Source organism: Aeoliella straminimaris (assembly GCF_024054565.1).
GTDB classification, from domain to species: domain Bacteria; phylum Planctomycetota; class Planctomycetia; order Pirellulales; family Lacipirellulaceae; genus Aeoliella; species Aeoliella straminimaris.
On sequence record NZ_JAMXLR010000048.1, the window covers coordinates 1 to 16,255 of the forward strand.

General features: G+C 60.4%; 13 protein-coding genes. 3 read left to right on the forward strand and 10 right to left on the reverse strand.

Going from position 1 to position 16,255, the window contains the following annotated elements; translation table 11 throughout:
* The 4 genes from NG895_RS13620 to NG895_RS13635 all read right to left on the reverse strand — a co-directional run.
* Nucleotides 1–2,044 (reverse strand): PA14 domain-containing protein (locus NG895_RS13620; protein ID WP_252853057.1); only part of this gene is annotated, 2,044 nt, incomplete at its 3' end.
* Between the two features lie 289 nt (nucleotides 2,045–2,333).
* Nucleotides 2,334–2,786 carry an IS200/IS605 family transposase gene (gene tnpA / locus NG895_RS13625; protein ID WP_252853058.1) on the reverse strand — a complete coding sequence of 151 codons (453 nt, stop codon included), beginning with the start codon at nucleotides 2,784–2,786 and terminating at the stop codon, nucleotides 2,334–2,336.
* Between the two features lie 311 nt (nucleotides 2,787–3,097).
* Nucleotides 3,098–4,366 (reverse strand): DUF1501 domain-containing protein, encoded by a 1,269-nt coding sequence (locus NG895_RS13630; RefSeq protein WP_261360977.1) that lies wholly within the window; start codon nucleotides 4,364–4,366, stop codon nucleotides 3,098–3,100.
* A gap of 89 nt (nucleotides 4,367–4,455) precedes the next feature.
* Nucleotides 4,456–6,183 (reverse strand): DUF1549 domain-containing protein, encoded by a 1,728-nt coding sequence (locus NG895_RS13635; RefSeq protein ID WP_252853059.1) that lies wholly within the window; start codon nucleotides 6,181–6,183, stop codon nucleotides 4,456–4,458.
* Between the two features lie 857 nt (nucleotides 6,184–7,040).
* Between NG895_RS13635 and NG895_RS13640 the strand changes: the two genes are divergently transcribed.
* Nucleotides 7,041–7,301, forward strand: a complete 261-nt coding sequence (locus NG895_RS13640; RefSeq protein WP_252853060.1) for a hypothetical protein — start codon at nucleotides 7,041–7,043, stop codon at nucleotides 7,299–7,301.
* 353 nt (nucleotides 7,302–7,654) lie between these two features.
* Here the strand turns inward: NG895_RS13640 and NG895_RS13645 are convergent, their stop codons facing one another.
* Entirely contained in the window at nucleotides 7,655–7,846 is a 192-nt protein-coding gene (locus NG895_RS13645) for a hypothetical protein (RefSeq protein WP_252853061.1), read from the reverse strand.
* A 104-nt stretch (nucleotides 7,847–7,950) separates the two neighbouring features.
* Between NG895_RS13645 and NG895_RS13650 the strand changes: the two genes are divergently transcribed.
* Both NG895_RS13650 and NG895_RS13655 read left to right on the forward strand, forming a co-directional pair.
* Nucleotides 7,951–8,568: a hypothetical protein gene (locus NG895_RS13650; protein WP_252853062.1), complete on the forward strand. Its 618-nt coding sequence runs from the start codon at nucleotides 7,951–7,953 to the stop codon at nucleotides 8,566–8,568.
* A 339-nt stretch (nucleotides 8,569–8,907) separates the two neighbouring features.
* A complete protein-coding gene (locus tag NG895_RS13655) occupies nucleotides 8,908–9,609 on the forward strand; it encodes a class I SAM-dependent methyltransferase (protein ID WP_252853063.1) in 702 nt (233 codons plus the stop codon).
* Nucleotides 9,610–9,695: 86 nt separating this feature from the next.
* Here NG895_RS13655 and NG895_RS13660 read toward each other — a convergent pair whose 3' ends face one another.
* The 5 genes from NG895_RS13660 to NG895_RS13680 form a co-directional block, all read right to left on the reverse strand.
* Nucleotides 9,696–10,487 (reverse strand): class I SAM-dependent methyltransferase, encoded by a 792-nt coding sequence (locus NG895_RS13660; protein WP_252853064.1) that lies wholly within the window; start codon nucleotides 10,485–10,487, stop codon nucleotides 9,696–9,698.
* Nucleotides 10,488–10,641: 154 nt separating this feature from the next.
* Nucleotides 10,642–11,598, reverse strand: a complete 957-nt coding sequence (locus tag NG895_RS13665; protein WP_252853065.1) for a CPBP family intramembrane glutamic endopeptidase — start codon at nucleotides 11,596–11,598, stop codon at nucleotides 10,642–10,644.
* A 709-nt stretch (nucleotides 11,599–12,307) separates the two neighbouring features.
* A complete protein-coding gene (locus NG895_RS13670) occupies nucleotides 12,308–13,903 on the reverse strand; it encodes a PEP-CTERM sorting domain-containing protein (protein WP_252853066.1) in 1,596 nt (531 codons plus the stop codon).
* 385 nt (nucleotides 13,904–14,288) lie between these two features.
* Nucleotides 14,289–15,146 (reverse strand): XrtA system polysaccharide deacetylase, encoded by an 858-nt coding sequence (locus NG895_RS13675; RefSeq protein ID WP_252853067.1) that lies wholly within the window; start codon nucleotides 15,144–15,146, stop codon nucleotides 14,289–14,291.
* Between the two features lie 3 nt (nucleotides 15,147–15,149).
* Nucleotides 15,150–16,250, reverse strand: a complete 1,101-nt coding sequence (locus NG895_RS13680; RefSeq protein WP_252853068.1) for a GNAT family N-acetyltransferase — start codon at nucleotides 16,248–16,250, stop codon at nucleotides 15,150–15,152.
* Between the last annotated feature and the right edge of the window lie 5 nt (nucleotides 16,251–16,255).

The window sequence follows — 16,255 nt, forward strand, 5'->3', positions numbered from 1 at the left end:
CTGTCACGAACACCACATGGGGCAGTTGCGGTTCTTGGTCGTCTCTGCTCGGTAGCCGCCGCACGGTGTACCACGCCTCGGCCGACCAGATCGGCTGGTCGTCGACGCTGCGAGGATTGGTCACCAGGTGCAACACGCGGTTGGGTTTCAGCCCCTCGAGTTCCAGCAGCACACTCCGCCTATCGGATGCAGGAGTCGCTTTTTGTACCGCAACGGGCTCGACATGCTTCTTCGGCCCGCCATAGCCGGGCGTGGCTTCGTAGGTCCATTGCTGAAGCTGATAATTGCCGGTGTCTGCCAGCCAACTATTGTCGACCGGTTGGGTGAAGCGCACCTCGACGCCTTGCGGCCGCAGACTCATGTGCTCGATGTCGAATGTCACTTCGCCGTTGGGCGTCAAACGTTGCAGCGCCTGGTAGGTTTTCTTGCCGGTGGGGTCGACCCAGTTCCAGGTCGACGCGTGATCGCCGCCAATGCCGCCAACATACAATGCCCCGTCTGGGCCAAACGCCAGGCGGTTGATGCCTCCTTCGCAGCCCTGCGTGAACCGATACGCGGCGCCCTGCCAGACGCCATCGACCTGCTGAAGCGAAACACGGTTTACACCGCCGTACTTCACATCACCCACGAGCATCTGCCCCGCGAAAGGCCAGCCCGCTGGAATCATCACGGGCTCCGACGGACTGTTGGCGATCTCGTCCTGCGGCAGCCACACCGAGGCCTCGGTCACCGCCGCGGAATTGTGCTCGCGGGTGGCACCCGGTTGAAAGGGCGAGGGCTCCGCCCCGTCGGCCGCGCGTTGAAAGAAGCCGTAGAATTTGCCGTCGACCACCAGGTTCATTTCGTTGGCCGGCGTGTACTCGCCCTGGTTGTCGGTGACCCACAGCGTGCCCTCCGGGCCCCAACCGAGGCCGTTGGGCGTGCGGTGTCCGCCGGTGATTGCCTCGACGTTTTTGCCCACCGGCAGCGACAGGTCGATCCGCCACACCGAGCCATGTTGCGGTGGATTTTGCTTCAGCCCCAGCCCCGTGCCCTTCGCCATGCAGAGAAAGCCCGGATGGCCTTCGGGCCCTGGCTCGTGCACCAGGCCAAAGCTCAGCGCGTGGAAGTCGTTACAGTCCCAGCCGCTGGCCACCGTGGTCGGCTGCCAGTTGCCGGTCGTCTCGTCGCGCTGGAACTTCGTCACCTCCAGTCGCTGCGAAACGTAAATCGCATCGCCCACCACGCACACGCCGGCCGGTTCGTACAGCTTCTCGGCAATCAGCTCCCGCTCAATCTTGGCCGGATCGCCCGTCGGATTGTGGTATAGCCACAGCTCGCCATCGGGCTCAGGTTGTGGGTGCGGCGCGCGAAGCTTACGGGCGTCGAATGTGGCGACGACCAGCGTGCCGTCTCGCATGGTCGCCAGTCCACCCACTGGCACTTCGACCTCCGGCGGATGAATGGTCTCAATGTCGAGACTCGGATACAGACCAGCGACTTTGCGATGCAGCCCCGGCCGGGCGGCTTCGTTCTCGAGCAGTTTGAAGCCAGGGCTGGTGGGGCGGAAGTAAAACGCTTCGGCCGTGATCACATCGGTCGGAATCTCCGCAGCCTTATTCGCACCGGGCGGCGTCCATCGCATCGCGAAATGAGGCTCGCCCCCACCGACGCAGAACTCCACCCGCACCACATGCTTGCCCGCGGCGAGGTGCACGCTGGTCGCAATGCCATGCTGCGTGTGCACGCCCTGGGCGACCACATTGCCGTCGATCCAAAGATCGGCCGGCGCCCAGCTCACGACTTCAAACACGTAGTTTCCCTCGCGCTCGATTTCGAGCTGCGAAGTCAGTCTCGCCACGTAACACTCGGCCACTTCGTCGAGGAACTCCTCGTCGCCCTCGAGGTGAAATTGGGCGATCGTGCGATCGAGATTTGCGCTTTGCTCACCGGCGAGCCGCTGCCCACGCCCCATGGGTCGCTCGACCTCGAATACCTGGAGCCGGACGCCTGGCTCGCGCTCAGGCTTTGGCTTTGCAGTATCACCCAAAACGGCGCTCGCCATTGGAATCAAGAGCGCGCAGGTCAGTGCCACACGAAACGTCGAACAAATCATCAAGCGTCTCCCCTGAAGTCACGGACACGGCTCGTGATTCTAGCAGACGCGAGTGGCCGGGGCGAAATGTTTGGAGCGGAGTGGGGGATGTTTGGAAACAAAAGAATGGGTTTTTGGAGTCTCGTTGTCGCTGGGGTTCGCGTGTGAGGGGATTCCTAATTTGTTGCGCGCCGCCAATGGTCTTTGGGCGTTGCCCGGGGCTACGGTGATTTGTGGCGTTGGCCAAAGCGATTTCGGATCAATCCCATAAATAACGCTCGTCATACTCGATGCCGGCTCGTTCCAGCATGCTTCGGAATTCTTCTTGGTACGATAGCTTCTGGTGATGCTCCGCCTGGTTGCGTACGTATCGTTCAACATCGTCACGGTGCGTGGGGCTCACCGAAAACATTCCATAGCCGCGCTGCCAATAGAAACTCTGATACGGCTCACCAAGCGTCTTAACAAACTTCGACGACTCACGCTTTATCTGCTCGACGAGTTCTGCAGGCGAATGCATCCTGCCGATGTCGAAAAGCATGTGAACGTGATCCTCCACTCCGCCTACAACTACCCAAGGGCATTTCATGTCGCGGAGCAGGGTTGCCAGGTACGCGTGGACCCGCGTGCGGACACTGTCGTCGAGAAAAGTCTGGCGGTTCTTGGTGCTGAATACCAGATGCGCATAGAGCTTCGAAAGCGATTGCGGCATGATGCTAGGCGAAGGTGGGGTTATTCAATGAATACGCTTGGCCGAAGGCCTTTCTTCATCGTAGCCCAAAGCAACGCCCGTTTGCAGAGAACTCCATGGCCGAAGGCCTATATTCACCGTAGCCTAGGGCAACGCCCTAGGAAATCATGGCCAGGAACGATTTTGGCCAAAGGCCATATCCACCACCGGCATTCATGGGTGAATATGACCTTCGGCCAAACGGAGGGCGCGCCACCAATGCCCCTAGGGCGGTGCCCTAGGCTACGGTGATTTGTGGCCGTTGGCCAAATGGATGGCGAGAATTCCTGCCCCTACCCAAACAACTCCGAAATCACCCGACCGCCATTCGCAATCTTCATCGGGCGGCCGTTGTTGCTGGTGAACGTCGTCTGCAGCGAGATGCCCATTGCTTGGCATACCGTGGCCATCAGGTCTTCGGATGAGTAGGGTTCCGACTCGACCTGGGTGCCGTCGGCGCTGGTTTCGCCAATGGCCAGGCCGCCGTTGATCGGCCCGCCGCCTACCACCGCGCTCCACGCCCGGGCGTAGTGGTCGCGGCCGGCGTTGCCGTTGATGCGGGGGGTGCGGCCGAATTCGCCCATCCAGATCACCACGGTGCTGTCCAGCAGGCCGCGCTGTTTCAAGTCTTCCATCAGCGCGCCCATCGCCTTGTCCATCTCGGGCAACTTGTTATCGAGCGTCGTAAAGCAGTTCTGGTGCAGGTCCCAGCCACCCATGTTCACCTCGACGAATGGCACACCCGACTCGACCAACCGGCGGGCGAGCATGCAGCCGCGGCCGAAACCGCTGTTGCCGTACAGCTCCTTCATGTCCTCCGGCTCGCTCTGCACGTTGAACGCCTTCATCTGGTCGCTGGTCAGCAGCGAATTGGTCTTGGCCAGCACCTTCGCGTGGTCCTCGGCCGCCATGCCGCGACGCTCGTTGATGAACTGCGTTTCGATGGTCTCCAGCAGGGCGAACCGCTGGGCGAGTCGCTGTTCCTGCATCTTCATGTCGAGGTTGCGAATCCGGCCGTTCGAGTCGACCTGGAACGGCGCGTAAGCCATCCCCAGGAAGCCGGGTCCTTCGCTTGCCCCACCAACCGAGACGAACAGCGGAATATCGAGGTCCGGCACCAGGTGCTCGGTCTCGTGGGCCACCACTGCGCCATAGCTGGGATGCATCACGTTGGGGTTGGGCACGTAGCCGGTGTGCATGTAGTAGCGCCCCCGCTCGTGGTCCGCCTCGCGGGTGCTCATCGAGCGAATCACGGACAGCCTATCCATGTGCTGGGCGACGGTTGGCAACTTGTCGCTAATCTGCGCGTTGCCAGCGGTGCCGATGGCTCGCGAAGGACCACCGGTCGGCGCGCCGCTCTTGATGTCCCAAATGTCGATCGTGGGCGGACCGCCACCCATCCACAGCAGGATGGCGCTCTTGTGATTTTTCTTCAGCGTCTCGGCCGCCGCCCGCACACTGCTCGTGAGCGTCATCGCCGGCAGCGCCAGCGCGCTGGCACCCGCCAGGTGACTCATAAAGTGACGGCGGTTCATTCCAGCAGGCGTGCGGTAAGGAATCATGCGGGAGTGCTCCAAGTGGTTGGCTCTCGGCTGTCAGCTTCGTTGGCCACTTCTGGCCAATAGCTAATAGCCGACAGCCAATAGCCAAACTAGTGAATCAAAATAAACTCGTTGCTATTCAGCAGCGCCCACCAGATGTCGCGGAGGGCTTCGGGCGTGTTGCCGTCGCGGGCGGCGAGCAGTTTGTTGCAGATCACCACTTCGTCCCGCTTCGGGCGGCGGGCCAGGGCGGCCTCGTACAGGTACTGAATCCGCTGTGGGTTCGAAAGCTCGTCGCTGGTGGCCACGGTGTGCAGGAAGCTGCCGGGCGAGCACTCGGTAGCCTTCTTCACCAGCCCGCCGTTCATCATCATCAGGGCCTGCGGAATCGAGCCATTGAAAGTGGTGGCCTCGCTGTTGTCGTCGGTGCCGAAGGCGGTGTTGAACTGCGACAGCCACTGCGTTTTCATCCGCTCCCGCTCGTCGTACGGCAGCGACTCATCGGCCGCGGTCGCCGTCAGCAGCGATTCGTAAAGCTGCTCGGCCTGCATCTGTCGCAGGTAGAAGTGGCTGAACATCGGCCGCGCGCCGAGGTTCGGATCGTCGCTCTGGTTGTCGCGGGTCATGCGGCTCGAAAGGCTGTACGGCTCGCTCAGCACGATCCACCGCATCAGCTCTTTCATGTCGAAGCTCGAACTGTGGAACTCGTCGGCCAGGTACTGCAGTAGCTCGGGATGCGTCGGCGGGTTGTGCGGGCCCATGTCGTACACCGGCTTGGTGAAGCCGTAGCCCAGGAAGTGGCTCCACATCCGATTCACGGCCGCCACGGGGAATTCAGCGGAGTTCAAAATCAGGTCGGCCAGTTCCTGCCGGCGGTTGATGTCTTCCAGATAGCCGCTGTCGCCGAAGTCTTCTCCGCGGTCGGCGTACTTCTCGGCCAGCGATGCTCCGTCCACGAACACGGGGTACGCCACCTTCAGCTTGCCGTTACGCAGTTCGTAGTACAGTTCGGCCTTCGAAGGGTCGCCCCCTTCGCCGGCGAAGTCGCGATCGACCACGCGGGCGTAGCGGCGGTTGTTGGTGCCGGCCACTTGCTCGCGCATCACGCGGGTTTGGCGGAAGAAGGCATTCAGCTCCCAGAACTGGTTTTGCTTATACTCGTTGAACGGATGGTTGTGGCACTGCGTGCAGCCGACCGCCATGCCCAGGAAGATCTCGGCCGTCTTGGCAGTGGCTTGGATGCCGTTCTCGCTCATCTTGTCGGCCAGGAAGTTCGCCGCGCCGTTGTAGTCCGAGTCGCCTGGTTGGCAGCTACCGGTGGCGGTGACCAGTTCGGTGGCCAGTTGGTCGTACGACTTATTCTTCTGAAACGCCCGCCTGAGGTACTGCTGCATGCCCCGCCGTACGGCCAGCGAGTCGCGATCCACGCCGCCGGTGCGGCCGATCAGGGTGTTGGTCCACAGCGTGGTCCAGTTGCGAGCAAACTCTTCCAGGTATTCGTCGCCCAATAGACGATCGACCAGCTTCTCGCGCTTGTTCTCGTCGCGATCGGTCACGTAGTCGCGCAGTTCGTCGACGGTCGGCACGCGGCCCACCAGGTCCAGGTACACCCGCCGGCACCATTCGCCGTCGGTCGCCGGCTTCGAGGGAGATACGCCCGTGGCCGACCAGCCTTCGCGGACCAGACGATTGATCTCCGCCACTTGCTTCAGGCCGAAACTGTCGGAGTCGTCCCCAGCCGACGGCGTGTTGGACGTACCCGCGGCACCAGCCAGCGGGGCGAGCGAGACCGCGACGGCCAGGAGCAGGGCGGGGTGGAGATAGCTAGAAGACTTCATGCTTCCTCGCTGAATCGGTTTCGGCGTGTTTTTATCGGTCCCCGCATCCATTCTAACCGCCGGTAGCTGCGGCAAGTATCGTTTTGCGGACAAAAGCGTCGTCATTGATCCCTGGCGGACGCGGCCCTCCCGACGCAGGCACTTGCAGGGGAGCCCTGGGAGACAGTCTCGATATGGGTCGGCTTGGCAGGGGTGGAACCACAAGCCGGAAAAAAAACTTCGCAAGAAGGTTGCTGGGATATTCCCAGTGGCGGGGATGAGCAGTATTGAGTGTTGCAGAATTGAACACGTGTTCGATTCTGATACACTCAAAACGCAACAGGCGGGCTGAAGCGGAGTGTTCCGGTCGCTTCAGCCCGCCCAAAATGTTGGACCCTTCGAAGTTTGCGAATGCTCATTTGGGGGGAGGGAGCAGTTCGCTAAGTGCTTGAGATATCGAAGGTTCCAACTAAGTCGCTGCGTTGCCTCTTCGTCTTACCGACCCCTAGCTCTTCTCTGTTCCGGCCCCGCGACGCTTGGTCGCTAGTGCCTTAGGTGTCGAAGACGGATTTACTAGTATGCGAACCGTGTGCCAAAAAGAGGTGGTGCTCAATTATGTGTACTCCCCCTCAGATGGGGGTTGGGTGAGAATGGAGGGGGGGTTTAGGCGGTGCTTCTCTCAGGTGTGCTTCAGTCTTGCACGCAGCCAAGGCACTTAGTGCAACTGATTGCACTGCTGTCCAAGTGTGGTTTTGCGCACTGTGAACATTGCAGGAGGTGGGATTGTCCCACTTTGGGAAATGTGGGAAATAGTCTGCAACAAGCGGTTGTGGCGACCGTATATTAAAACGGGAGCGATTTCCTGGAGGACAAAAGCAATGACTACCAAGATTCTAGACAGCAAGGGACGTTTGAGCCTTGGGGCAGAATACGCCTCGCAGACTGTAATTGTAGACGACTCAAACGCAGATCGAATTGTAATCACCCCAGCAGTAGTAATCCCCGCTAACGAGCTATGGGTTTTCCAGAATGAGGCGGCTCGGGAGTCTTTGGCTGCCGGCCTGCGAGATGCTCGGGCCGGGCGTTTGTCTGATGGCCCCGAAATCGACGACGAATGGCTGTCTGACAACGAGGATTAAATGCCATTTCGGCTCAAATGGACTGACACTGCCGAGGCTGAGTTTGAGGCACTTAAGGAGCGCGCTAAGGAGCAGAAGAGGGCTGGAAAAAACAGGTCTCGGGAAGTTGGCGATTTCAAGCAGATAGCCAAAGCAGTGAAGTTCCTTGCAAACAACCCACGACACCCCGGCCTTTGCACGCACGAATATAGTTCCATAGCCAATCCGTTTGATTCCAACGAAAAGGTGTTTGAAGCGTACGCACAGAATAGAACTCCTGGCGCTTATCGTGTGTTTTGGTGTTACGGACCAGATCAGGGTGATTTAACAATCATCAGTTTCGCTCATCATCCATAGTAGTAGGCTGGAGATGCTTAAGGTGCAGTCACTCGCTCCAGCAGTTCACGAACACTCCGAGCGCCAGTGGTGAGCCCGTGAGCCATCGCTGGCGTTTGTCCTTTTAGGCTACGATGCTTCCGGCAGTAGTTGTAGTGCGCGAAGAACAGCCCCAGAGCCCGCTTGTGGTTCGTCCACTTCTTCAAGAACCAGTAGATCAGCCGGGCCATGCGCAACTGCCAAGCGAAAAGCAGTGGAGCGAACCCCGTCGCATTTAATCGGTCCCTTCGGCAACGTATAAAGTTGCTTTGCCATCACGACGGGTCCGCCACGCGTGTTAACGCAGCTTTTCATCGTTTCTGAGGGCGACCCGACACTGCGGAGGTTCCTTGTGGGGAAAAAGAACAAGAGGAAGAAGAAACGTCCCGATCCGTTTCTGACTTACTGCAATGCCGTGTCCTTCTATCTGGCTGCCCGAAAGTTGGACAGCCCGAATGGAGCCGGGCTGTATACTTGGCCGATGGTCGCTTGCGAAGCATTTTCCCTGGAGCTAAGCCTCAAGGGGCTCCATCACTTGCGACGCAGGATTGCGGCAAATTCACATAATGTCCATGAGCTATTCGACGGACTTAGCAAGACAGACAAGAAACGCATTCAAGTCCACATGGATTTGCAGTTCGCCGATGCGTTCTACATAAACATCCAGAAGAATGGCGTGCTACTCGACATACTTTCTATACTTACGAGGGCCAAACGAATGTTCATCAAGATTCGTTACTGGCACGAGCTGGATCTGCCCGACTCAGATACCAGCGGCGACGTTAACACTGCTGGAATCAATGAGCTGAACTACTCAATACTGCAAGTCATCCAGGAAGACAGGCCAGAGTGGTCAAAAGCACTGTCGAAGTTGAAGTCAACTAGAGTTCCACCTCAGACTCAACTCACATAGCCGTCTCATTGAGGCCGAGACCGCGGGGTTCCACAGGTTCATCGAGCATTGCCTACTCTAGCTATGCGATGAGCGAAGAACTCTTCGAAAAACGCCGCCAGCGTGCCCTGTGCCAGCAGTGCCGGTTCACGGGAAAGAGTTGCTGAGAACACTGCTGACTCCATTCCGCATGGCGGCAATCTGATCAAGCGTTTCACATCGAGGACCTCTCCTTGGTGGCCCCCTGCCGAACCAACCACCCTCCAGGACGGTATACCTATCCGCAGCTTTACATCCACGAGCCGGCCGACTAGCTTGCTGCGTGGGAGCGTCGAGACGAACCTGGGAGCGAGCCGAGCCATGTCGCAGGACCAACCAACCCCGCTGGAGATATTTGCAGCCTGGTCGTTGTACGAAAGTGTGATCGCCCAGAATTACATGCGACATGCCGAGCTGATCGAAGCGGTGGCCCCCCATGCGGCGCAGCACCCCTCGCCGCTGCGGGTGTTGGACCTTGGTTGCGGCGACGGTTACATGGCTGAAGAGGCGTTAAAAGGGGCGCAGGTCGAGAGCTATCTGGGCGTCGACCTCTCCGAGTCGGGCCTCGAGCGCTCAGCCGAGCGGCTCGCCTCGATAGCAGGGCAAGTTGAAGTGCGGGCGTGCGACATACGTGCTGCGGTGCGCGAGCCCATGGAGCCCGCGCCCAACCTGGTGCTGGCCAGCTTCTCCCTGCACCACTATCCGGTGGCCGAGCAAGAGCAACTGATTGCCGATTGCTACCTAGCGCTCGCGCCGGGAGGGCAATTTGTGTGGATCGATGCCCGCCGTGGACGGTCGGAATCGCGGACCGAATACTTGCAGCGATTTCACGACGTCCTGCTGCCAAGTTGGACCGCGCTCAGCGAGGAGCAGTGGCAGGAAGTCCGCGAACATATGAACGAAGCCGACTTTCCCGTGTCGGACGATGAAAAGCTGGCCATGGCCAACGCGGCCGGCTTCGGCGACCCCGAACAGCTGTACGCCGACGACTACTTCTCCGCCCATCTGTTCCGCAAAGCTTAGCTGGCCACAGCCACTCTCCCTGGGATATCAAGCAGTTAATGGACCAGCAGAGGAACTCTCGCACTTCTATCAACTGCCGGACATCATTACCCATCAATCGCCGGCTTCACTGCCCGCGTGGCGATGAACGTGTCCATGTAGCGGGATATGGGATCGGCCTCGAAGTCGCCGAATCTGTCTTCGTACATCGCGGTGAGCTGAAAGCCGCAGCGAAGTTGGCCGTCGATTTGATCGGTGAGCGAGTGGCCAAACTCAAATGCGTCGAGCTCTTCGAGAATTCGTCGCTTGAGGTGCGGGTCGTCTAGCTCGTCGACATCGGAGTGCGGCACGGGGTATCGCACGACCAGCACACCGTTGTCGAGTCGGGTGTCTTCGAACAGGTAGCGGGCCGGGTTGCAGAATCCAGCCAGCAGTACGCCACCGGGGCGTAGTACGCGAAAGCACTCTCGCCACACAGGCAAGATATCGGGGCAGAAACAATTGGAACACGGATGAACAATCAGGCCGAACGAGTTGTCGTCGAAGGCCGAAAGGTTGGCCATGTCGCCCTTTACCGTTTTGATGTCGAGCGACTCACGCTCCGCTACCAATTGGTCTTGAGCAAGCTGCAGCGGAGAGTTGTCCAGCACGGTCACTTGGGCACCGGCCGCCGCCAACAGCGGACCTTGCTGACCACCGCCCGATGCCAAACACAAGGTCGGCAAGCCGTTGAGCGGTGGGAACCACTCCATCGGAACCGGTTTGATAGGGGTGAGCACCAATGCGAAGTTGCCTTGCCTGGCCCGCCGAATGGTGTCCGCATCCACCGGGACGGTCCACATGTCGTGCTCCTGCACGCGCTTGTCCCAGGCTTTCGCATTGTGGTGGAGGATGTCCATGGTCAAGCGGCCTCGTTGTAGGATCGTAGTAGGAAAGTGGAGCGGCAGAACGCGATCTGACAGCCAGTATCCCCTGCGCGGTGTCACGCTGCTACCCTTGCGAGATGGAAACCATTGTTCGATCGATCGTCGGCTGAACCTCCGCAGCGCTCTCTCAACCTGAACGGCTCAATTTCTCTTCAGCGGCTATCGACTCTCCTGCCGACGAATACCCCACCAGCATCCGACAGGCAATCACAAAGCACGCGGCGCCAATCAACAGGAACGCCGCGTTGACAATCCACTGGGTGGTCTCCGATAGCTCGCCAAATTTGATGACCAGCCGCCAGATGTTGACGCCGCCGTTGACGAAAGCGTGGCAGACGATCGTAGGGATGATCGAGCCCGTGCGCCAGGCGATTACGCCCAACCACAGGCCCAGAGGTAATGCCAACGCGATGGCGTGGGGCGTGACGTGAGCCAGGCCAAACAGTACCGAGGAAGTGGCGATGGACCAGAAGGGGCTCCACCTTTTTAGCAGGCGGCGTTGGATGTAGCCACGGAATAGCATTTCTTCGATGAAGCCTGGCGCCAAGGCAATCAATACCACAAACGCGATGCCCCAGCCCGGGGTCAGCTGCTCGAAAAAGGCCGCGACTGTCTGGTCGGGCGGGATGACCTCCGATACCAGATAGACCAAGGCGAAGCTGATCGCTAGCGGCAACAGGGTGCCGAGCGCCATCATCACCGAGAGCCCTAACGGGTTGCGGAGCGGCACCAGGCCGAGTCGCTGCCGCAGTGGCTCGGGCGAGAGCTGTGCTGCGAGCAACGTAGGCAGGGCGAACCCGAGTTGACCCGCGGCAAGCATGGCCAGGAATCCCGCCGAAGATACGATCCACTCGCCGATTCGATTGGCGACATTGTCCGGGCTTTCGCCACCGGAAATCATGGCGATTGCGAAAGCCAATGCCACCACGATCTGCAATAGGACCGCGAGCACAATAGCCACCAGCGGGACGACAAAGGTGGTCCAGATACGGGGTCGCTGTGGCGCGGCCGTTTCGAAGGCCTGCTCGGGTGTCTCGTACGGGTTGGCAGTCAGCTCGTGTAAGTCCCCTTGGTCGTCGTGCATTCGACCGCCCTTAATCACTGGAAGAGATATTGCTCCTATCAATCTGGCATTGGCCGCGCACGTCGTCTAGTAGGGCAGGTCGAGCGCGATTGATGGTGATCATGTCTTCTTATTGGCGCCCTCTCGAGCAGAGATGAGCGTCGTGCAATCACATCGGGGACGTAAGCGCGAGAAAACGCCGAGTGTAAAAAGTTCGGCATTGAACCGGCGCGCAGATTGGGTCCAATAGTTACGTGGCGATAGACGTGCACTTAGAGCGCTTTCATTTTTGGTGTTCCGGTTCGGTTTGTTGTGTCGGCCCGCTGCTTTGTCGGCCTGCATCGGCGGATAGCAATTCGCCTGCTTCGGCCTTCGCGCATCGGACCAACACCACGGCGCCAAACCAGTACACCAATTCTGAAAACGCTCAAGCGAGCGATTCAAGGTGCTGCGCACTCCGCGAAAGAGAGCCTGTTTGCGACGCCAAGTCGCGGTGCGAATCACCTTGCCCACAAGGTTTTGGGCCAACTCGCTCGACATGCGGAGAACAACGTGGGGAGTTTTGTCCCCAGGTCATTCACAAGAATGCTATAAAACAAGAGGTTTTTTGTCGTGATGGGGGGCAATACCGCTGGAGTTTTGGGCCAATGAATGTAAACGGGCCCAATTGGCCCAAAACTCGTTGGGACAAAACTCGAGGGTTGCGAGACGACCAGAATTCGACTGCGCCTTATCGGCGGCGGCGGCGCAAGTGGCGGCTGGCCAGCAGGGCCAGGGTGCCGCCGGCGAGCAGCACCATAGTCGAGGGCTCGGGGATGTTGTTGGAACTGGTGCCAAGCATGGCCGCCAGGCTGAGCGATGCGCCGTTGGTGGCTTGGAAGCCGCTGCGGAGCAGCAGGAAGTCGCTGAGGTCGGTAATGCCATCCTGGTTCAGGTCGCCCTGTTTCCAGGAGAAGATGTCGCCGGCAGCTTGCTCATGTCCCCAGCCTTCGATGAACGCGGTGACATCGTCGGTGGCCCAATCGCCGGTGCCGTCGCCACGGACGAAGCCGTCGAGATTCACGTCGCCCCAGAGGCCTTCGTTCAGCAGAACGACCTCGCCGGCGGCGTCGTAACCGAATTCGCGTCCGACCAGCGAAAAGAACCGCGCGTCTTCGCCGGGCGTGCCGGTCCACTCGAACCCTTCGGGCGGGGCCATGTAGGCTTCGATTTGATCCTTGTAGGCCGACAGTTCGGTGAACGCGGTGAAGTCGCCGAAGGCACTGGATCCCTGCCGAAGCGCCGCGGCAGTGCCGCAGCTACCGTTGGCACGGGTGACGTAACAAGCGATCGTGTGCATGACGCCGGTGAGTTCCCAGCGACTGGCGGTAGAGTTCCAGGTGTAGATTCCAGAGCCCGAGTCTCCGGCGGCGGCCTGTATTTCGGACCCACCGCCGACCACCTCTCCCAAACTGGAGTTGTAGTTGAAGGTGTACGTATCGAAGTCAAACGCCTGAACCAGGGTATCCCTGTCGCTGATGTTCATCGAGTAAGAATTCGTTCCACTGACCGGATCGAAGTCCTGCAGGCGGTTGGCCACCGTGGTGGACGACTCGACGCGGTTGGTTCCCCAAGCCAGACGTCTAGGTCCCTGATTGGAATATCCGAGTGCATGAATCTGCGAACTGGGAACCGTATGCAGGCAATTACCATCGCACTCGGGCACCGGATCGGGCCAGTTGACGGAAGAGCTGGACGACTTGTCGGCATGCAACAGCGAATCGCCGTCCAAACGCGTGTTGCCGTTGCCGATGGCGACGAGTTGCTTGTTGGTCGATGCCCTGGAGTCGGCGATGTAGATGGGCTGCAGCGACGCTCCCAGATCCGCAGCGCGCTGCTCGGGAGTACCGTAGAAATCGACGAGGGTGTTCACGCGTGTGATGCGCAGATCGGCCAGCGAGGAGAGTCCCGCGTTGACGGCCGCCGTGGGATTCTTGAGGTCTACAAACGCGTTAGCGATCACGTTGTAGTCTTCGCCGTTGATGGTCTCGCTGCCGGTTCCGAGCCCGGTGTGCCTGGCGGAGAGCACCCAGCCGTTGCCCAGGTAAACGCCTCGGCTGGTGGAGTTGGCCCAACCGGGATCGGCGTTGGAGCCCCAGACGCCGGAATTGGTCTGGCTGGTAGGGGCGACGTAGTAGTTCGAGGGGTCGACGTTCATGACCACCAGCGCATCGGCAGGCGGGGCAAGCACCGCGGCGACGATGGCGACGCCCAACGCCCAACGCGAAACCACGGCCCAGCTCGGCAAGATGAACGCCGCCTGCAGATCGTAAACCAGTTGACTCATCGAGGCTCTGTTCCGTAGTAAAGAAAGGAGCGGGATGCTACAAGTTTGCCGCCGCTGTGGAAAAGGGTGCGCGTGCACCGGCTCTTGGGGGGGCGACAATTACGCTCCACTCTTCATCTTAGCCACGTGCGGCACTTTAGCAAGCATTTGGCGCCACTGGCGCCCCCCTGTCGGATGGCCGTAAGTCGTTATTCAGGGCATAGTTGCAGTTATCCGCGAGCTGGCGGCGATGCCGATTATCGCGGTCCTGCCGACAACCGGCGGGGCGCAGCGATTTTCGCGCCAAGCTTCGGTGGTGGCGACGGGCAAAGTACTGCAGTTTGCCGAGCGGAATATCCGCTCGCGCGACAGGTCGATTGTGCGAGCTCAGGTGCTAGCAGTGTGTTCAAGCCACCCCCGCCACGGCGGCGCAAGTATCGAATTTGTACTTGTCGAGCAACATCTCGAGTTTTCGCTGCGTGCTGGCGAGCCCGACATACGACTTGAAACGCCGATGAACCGGCATCGGCACGCGGGGGCAGTCGGCCGCGAAATCGCGCGGGTGCAGGTACACCACCACGGGCGTGCCTTGCTGCTCGAATTGGGCGAAGCCCCGCTGGATGAGCCACTCGGGCAACAGTCGCAGGTAGCCGCCACCGCTGAAGGCCAGTCGCCGGCCGCCAAACCGTCCGATGCTCATCGGCAGCTCGCGAATCGAACGCCCCGAGGGCGTGGCGGCGAAGTCGTGCGCAGGCTGCTCGCAGGGATAGCCACCGTGGCCCCGGCGAGCGGGAAACAGACTGGCGTCGTAGTTAAAGCCGAGGTCGAGCAGCACGTCGATGGCCCACTCGGTGCCGGGAGTGATAGAAAAACTGGGGGCACGATAGCCGAGTACCTGCTGCCCGGAGTGCTGCTGCAGGATGTCGACAGTTCGCTGCGTGTCCTCGCGGAACTCGTCGGCCGTGAGCTGGTCGACGCGCCGATGCCAAAACGAGTGACAAGCGAGCTCATGCCCCGCGTCCGCGATACGGCGCACCATGCCCGGATAGCGTTCGGCCACCCACCCCAGCATGAAGAACGTGGCGCGAACCCCCGCCTGGTCGACGGTGGCGAGGATCTGATCGGTGTATCGCTCGACCAGCGAGGGAAACTCGGGCCACTTATTAGTGTCGGCCACGGCATCGATCTCCACCATGTGGAACCAGTCTTCGATGTCGAACGACAGGGCGTGGGTCACTTCGGGCTGTGGCGGTGATTCTGGCATGAATTAGAACGCATCGTGGTCGCGGAACGAGTAGTTCCAGTTGGCCATGTCGGTCAACCAGGGGTGTTCATCTCGGACCTTCTTGGGATAGACCATGAAGGTGTACTTTTCGGGCGACTGGCGGAAGCCGCAGCTCCGCATCGTATCTCGCATCGCATCCCCCAAAGCGTCGAAGTACAGGATGGCCTCGGAGCCAGCCTTCATGGCCAACGCTTCCAGGCGATGCACTGCGGCCACCATCGCGTCGGTGTTGCCGGGGGCATGCATCAGATCCATGATCACGGCCACCTGAATGCCCGCACCACGCTCTGCCAAACGGTAGACCAGGGCCGACTCGAGCGAAGCGTCCGCGGCATCTCGGCAGACCAGGATGCGATAAGCTCCCCCTTCGCGGGTCTGGGCGTAACGCTCGGCAAGCATTTCGGCCGTCCAAACCTGGGCGAACTGTCCGGCAGCGGCCTCGTTCGCCATCTCGGCCATCTCCGCCAAAGGAGCTTCGTCGATGGCCAGATCTTCGACCGCGTGGCTCTTCGCCAGGCGGCCGCGCAGCGAGACTCCCAAGCTGTAACAGGCATCCAGGGGGACGGTCAGCACGCCGGTCACCGCTGGCAGTTTCTTGTACTTGGCGGCGAAGTGGCCTGGTCGCAGGAAGCGTACCCATACGTTGCGCGGGCCGATCTCGCCGAATCCCATGCCGGAATGGGCCCGGGCAACATCCTGCAAACGGACCGCGGCGTAGAGGAACTCGGCGCCCGCGTCTTTGATCCCCCGCAGCATAGTCATGGGCAGCCGCGGGTAGAGCATCTGCGCCCGATACGCCGGATCGATGTACAGGTTGGCCCAGTAGGCGACGCGATGCGGCTCGCCTTGCCAGTACAGGGTGCGGAGGAAGAAGCTAGTGAGGCCCACCAGTTTGTCGCCGTCCACTGCGCCCCATGCGCGGCATTTGTCCTGGTCGAGTCCCTGCACGAACCAGCGAGTCGACTCCAGGCTCCACGGGTGCTCGTCCCGCTGGGAGAGGATGGCCGCGACCTGTGGCAGGTCGTCGGGCGACAGCGGGCGGATCGTGGCAGTGCCGACTGCGGGTGAGCTAGCGGCGGACATCGGCG

Excerpts from the sequence above, each read along its gene's own strand:
- NG895_RS13655 (WP_252853063.1), top strand. The coding sequence starts at position 8,908 with ATGTCGCAGGACCAACCAACCCCGCTGGAGATATTTGCAGCCTGGTCG.
- NG895_RS13680 (WP_252853068.1), bottom strand. The coding sequence starts at position 16,250 with ATGTCCGCCGCTAGCTCACCCGCAGTCGGCACTGCCACGATCCGCCCG.
- NG895_RS13665 (WP_252853065.1), bottom strand. The coding sequence starts at position 11,598 with ATGCACGACGACCAAGGGGACTTACACGAGCTGACTGCCAACCCGTAC.
- NG895_RS13670 (WP_252853066.1), bottom strand. The coding sequence starts at position 13,903 with ATGAGTCAACTGGTTTACGATCTGCAGGCGGCGTTCATCTTGCCGAGC.
- NG895_RS13630 (WP_261360977.1), bottom strand. The coding sequence starts at position 4,366 with ATGATTCCTTACCGCACGCCTGCTGGAATGAACCGCCGTCACTTTATG.
- NG895_RS13635 (WP_252853059.1), bottom strand. The coding sequence starts at position 6,183 with ATGAAGTCTTCTAGCTATCTCCACCCCGCCCTGCTCCTGGCCGTCGCG.
- NG895_RS13675 (WP_252853067.1), bottom strand. The coding sequence starts at position 15,146 with ATGCCAGAATCACCGCCACAGCCCGAAGTGACCCACGCCCTGTCGTTC.
- tnpA (WP_252853058.1), bottom strand. The coding sequence starts at position 2,786 with ATGCCGCAATCGCTTTCGAAGCTCTATGCGCATCTGGTATTCAGCACC.
- NG895_RS13660 (WP_252853064.1), bottom strand. The coding sequence starts at position 10,487 with ATGGACATCCTCCACCACAATGCGAAAGCCTGGGACAAGCGCGTGCAG.
- NG895_RS13640 (WP_252853060.1), top strand. The coding sequence starts at position 7,041 with ATGACTACCAAGATTCTAGACAGCAAGGGACGTTTGAGCCTTGGGGCA.
- NG895_RS13645 (WP_252853061.1), bottom strand. The coding sequence starts at position 7,846 with ATGGCCCGGCTGATCTACTGGTTCTTGAAGAAGTGGACGAACCACAAG.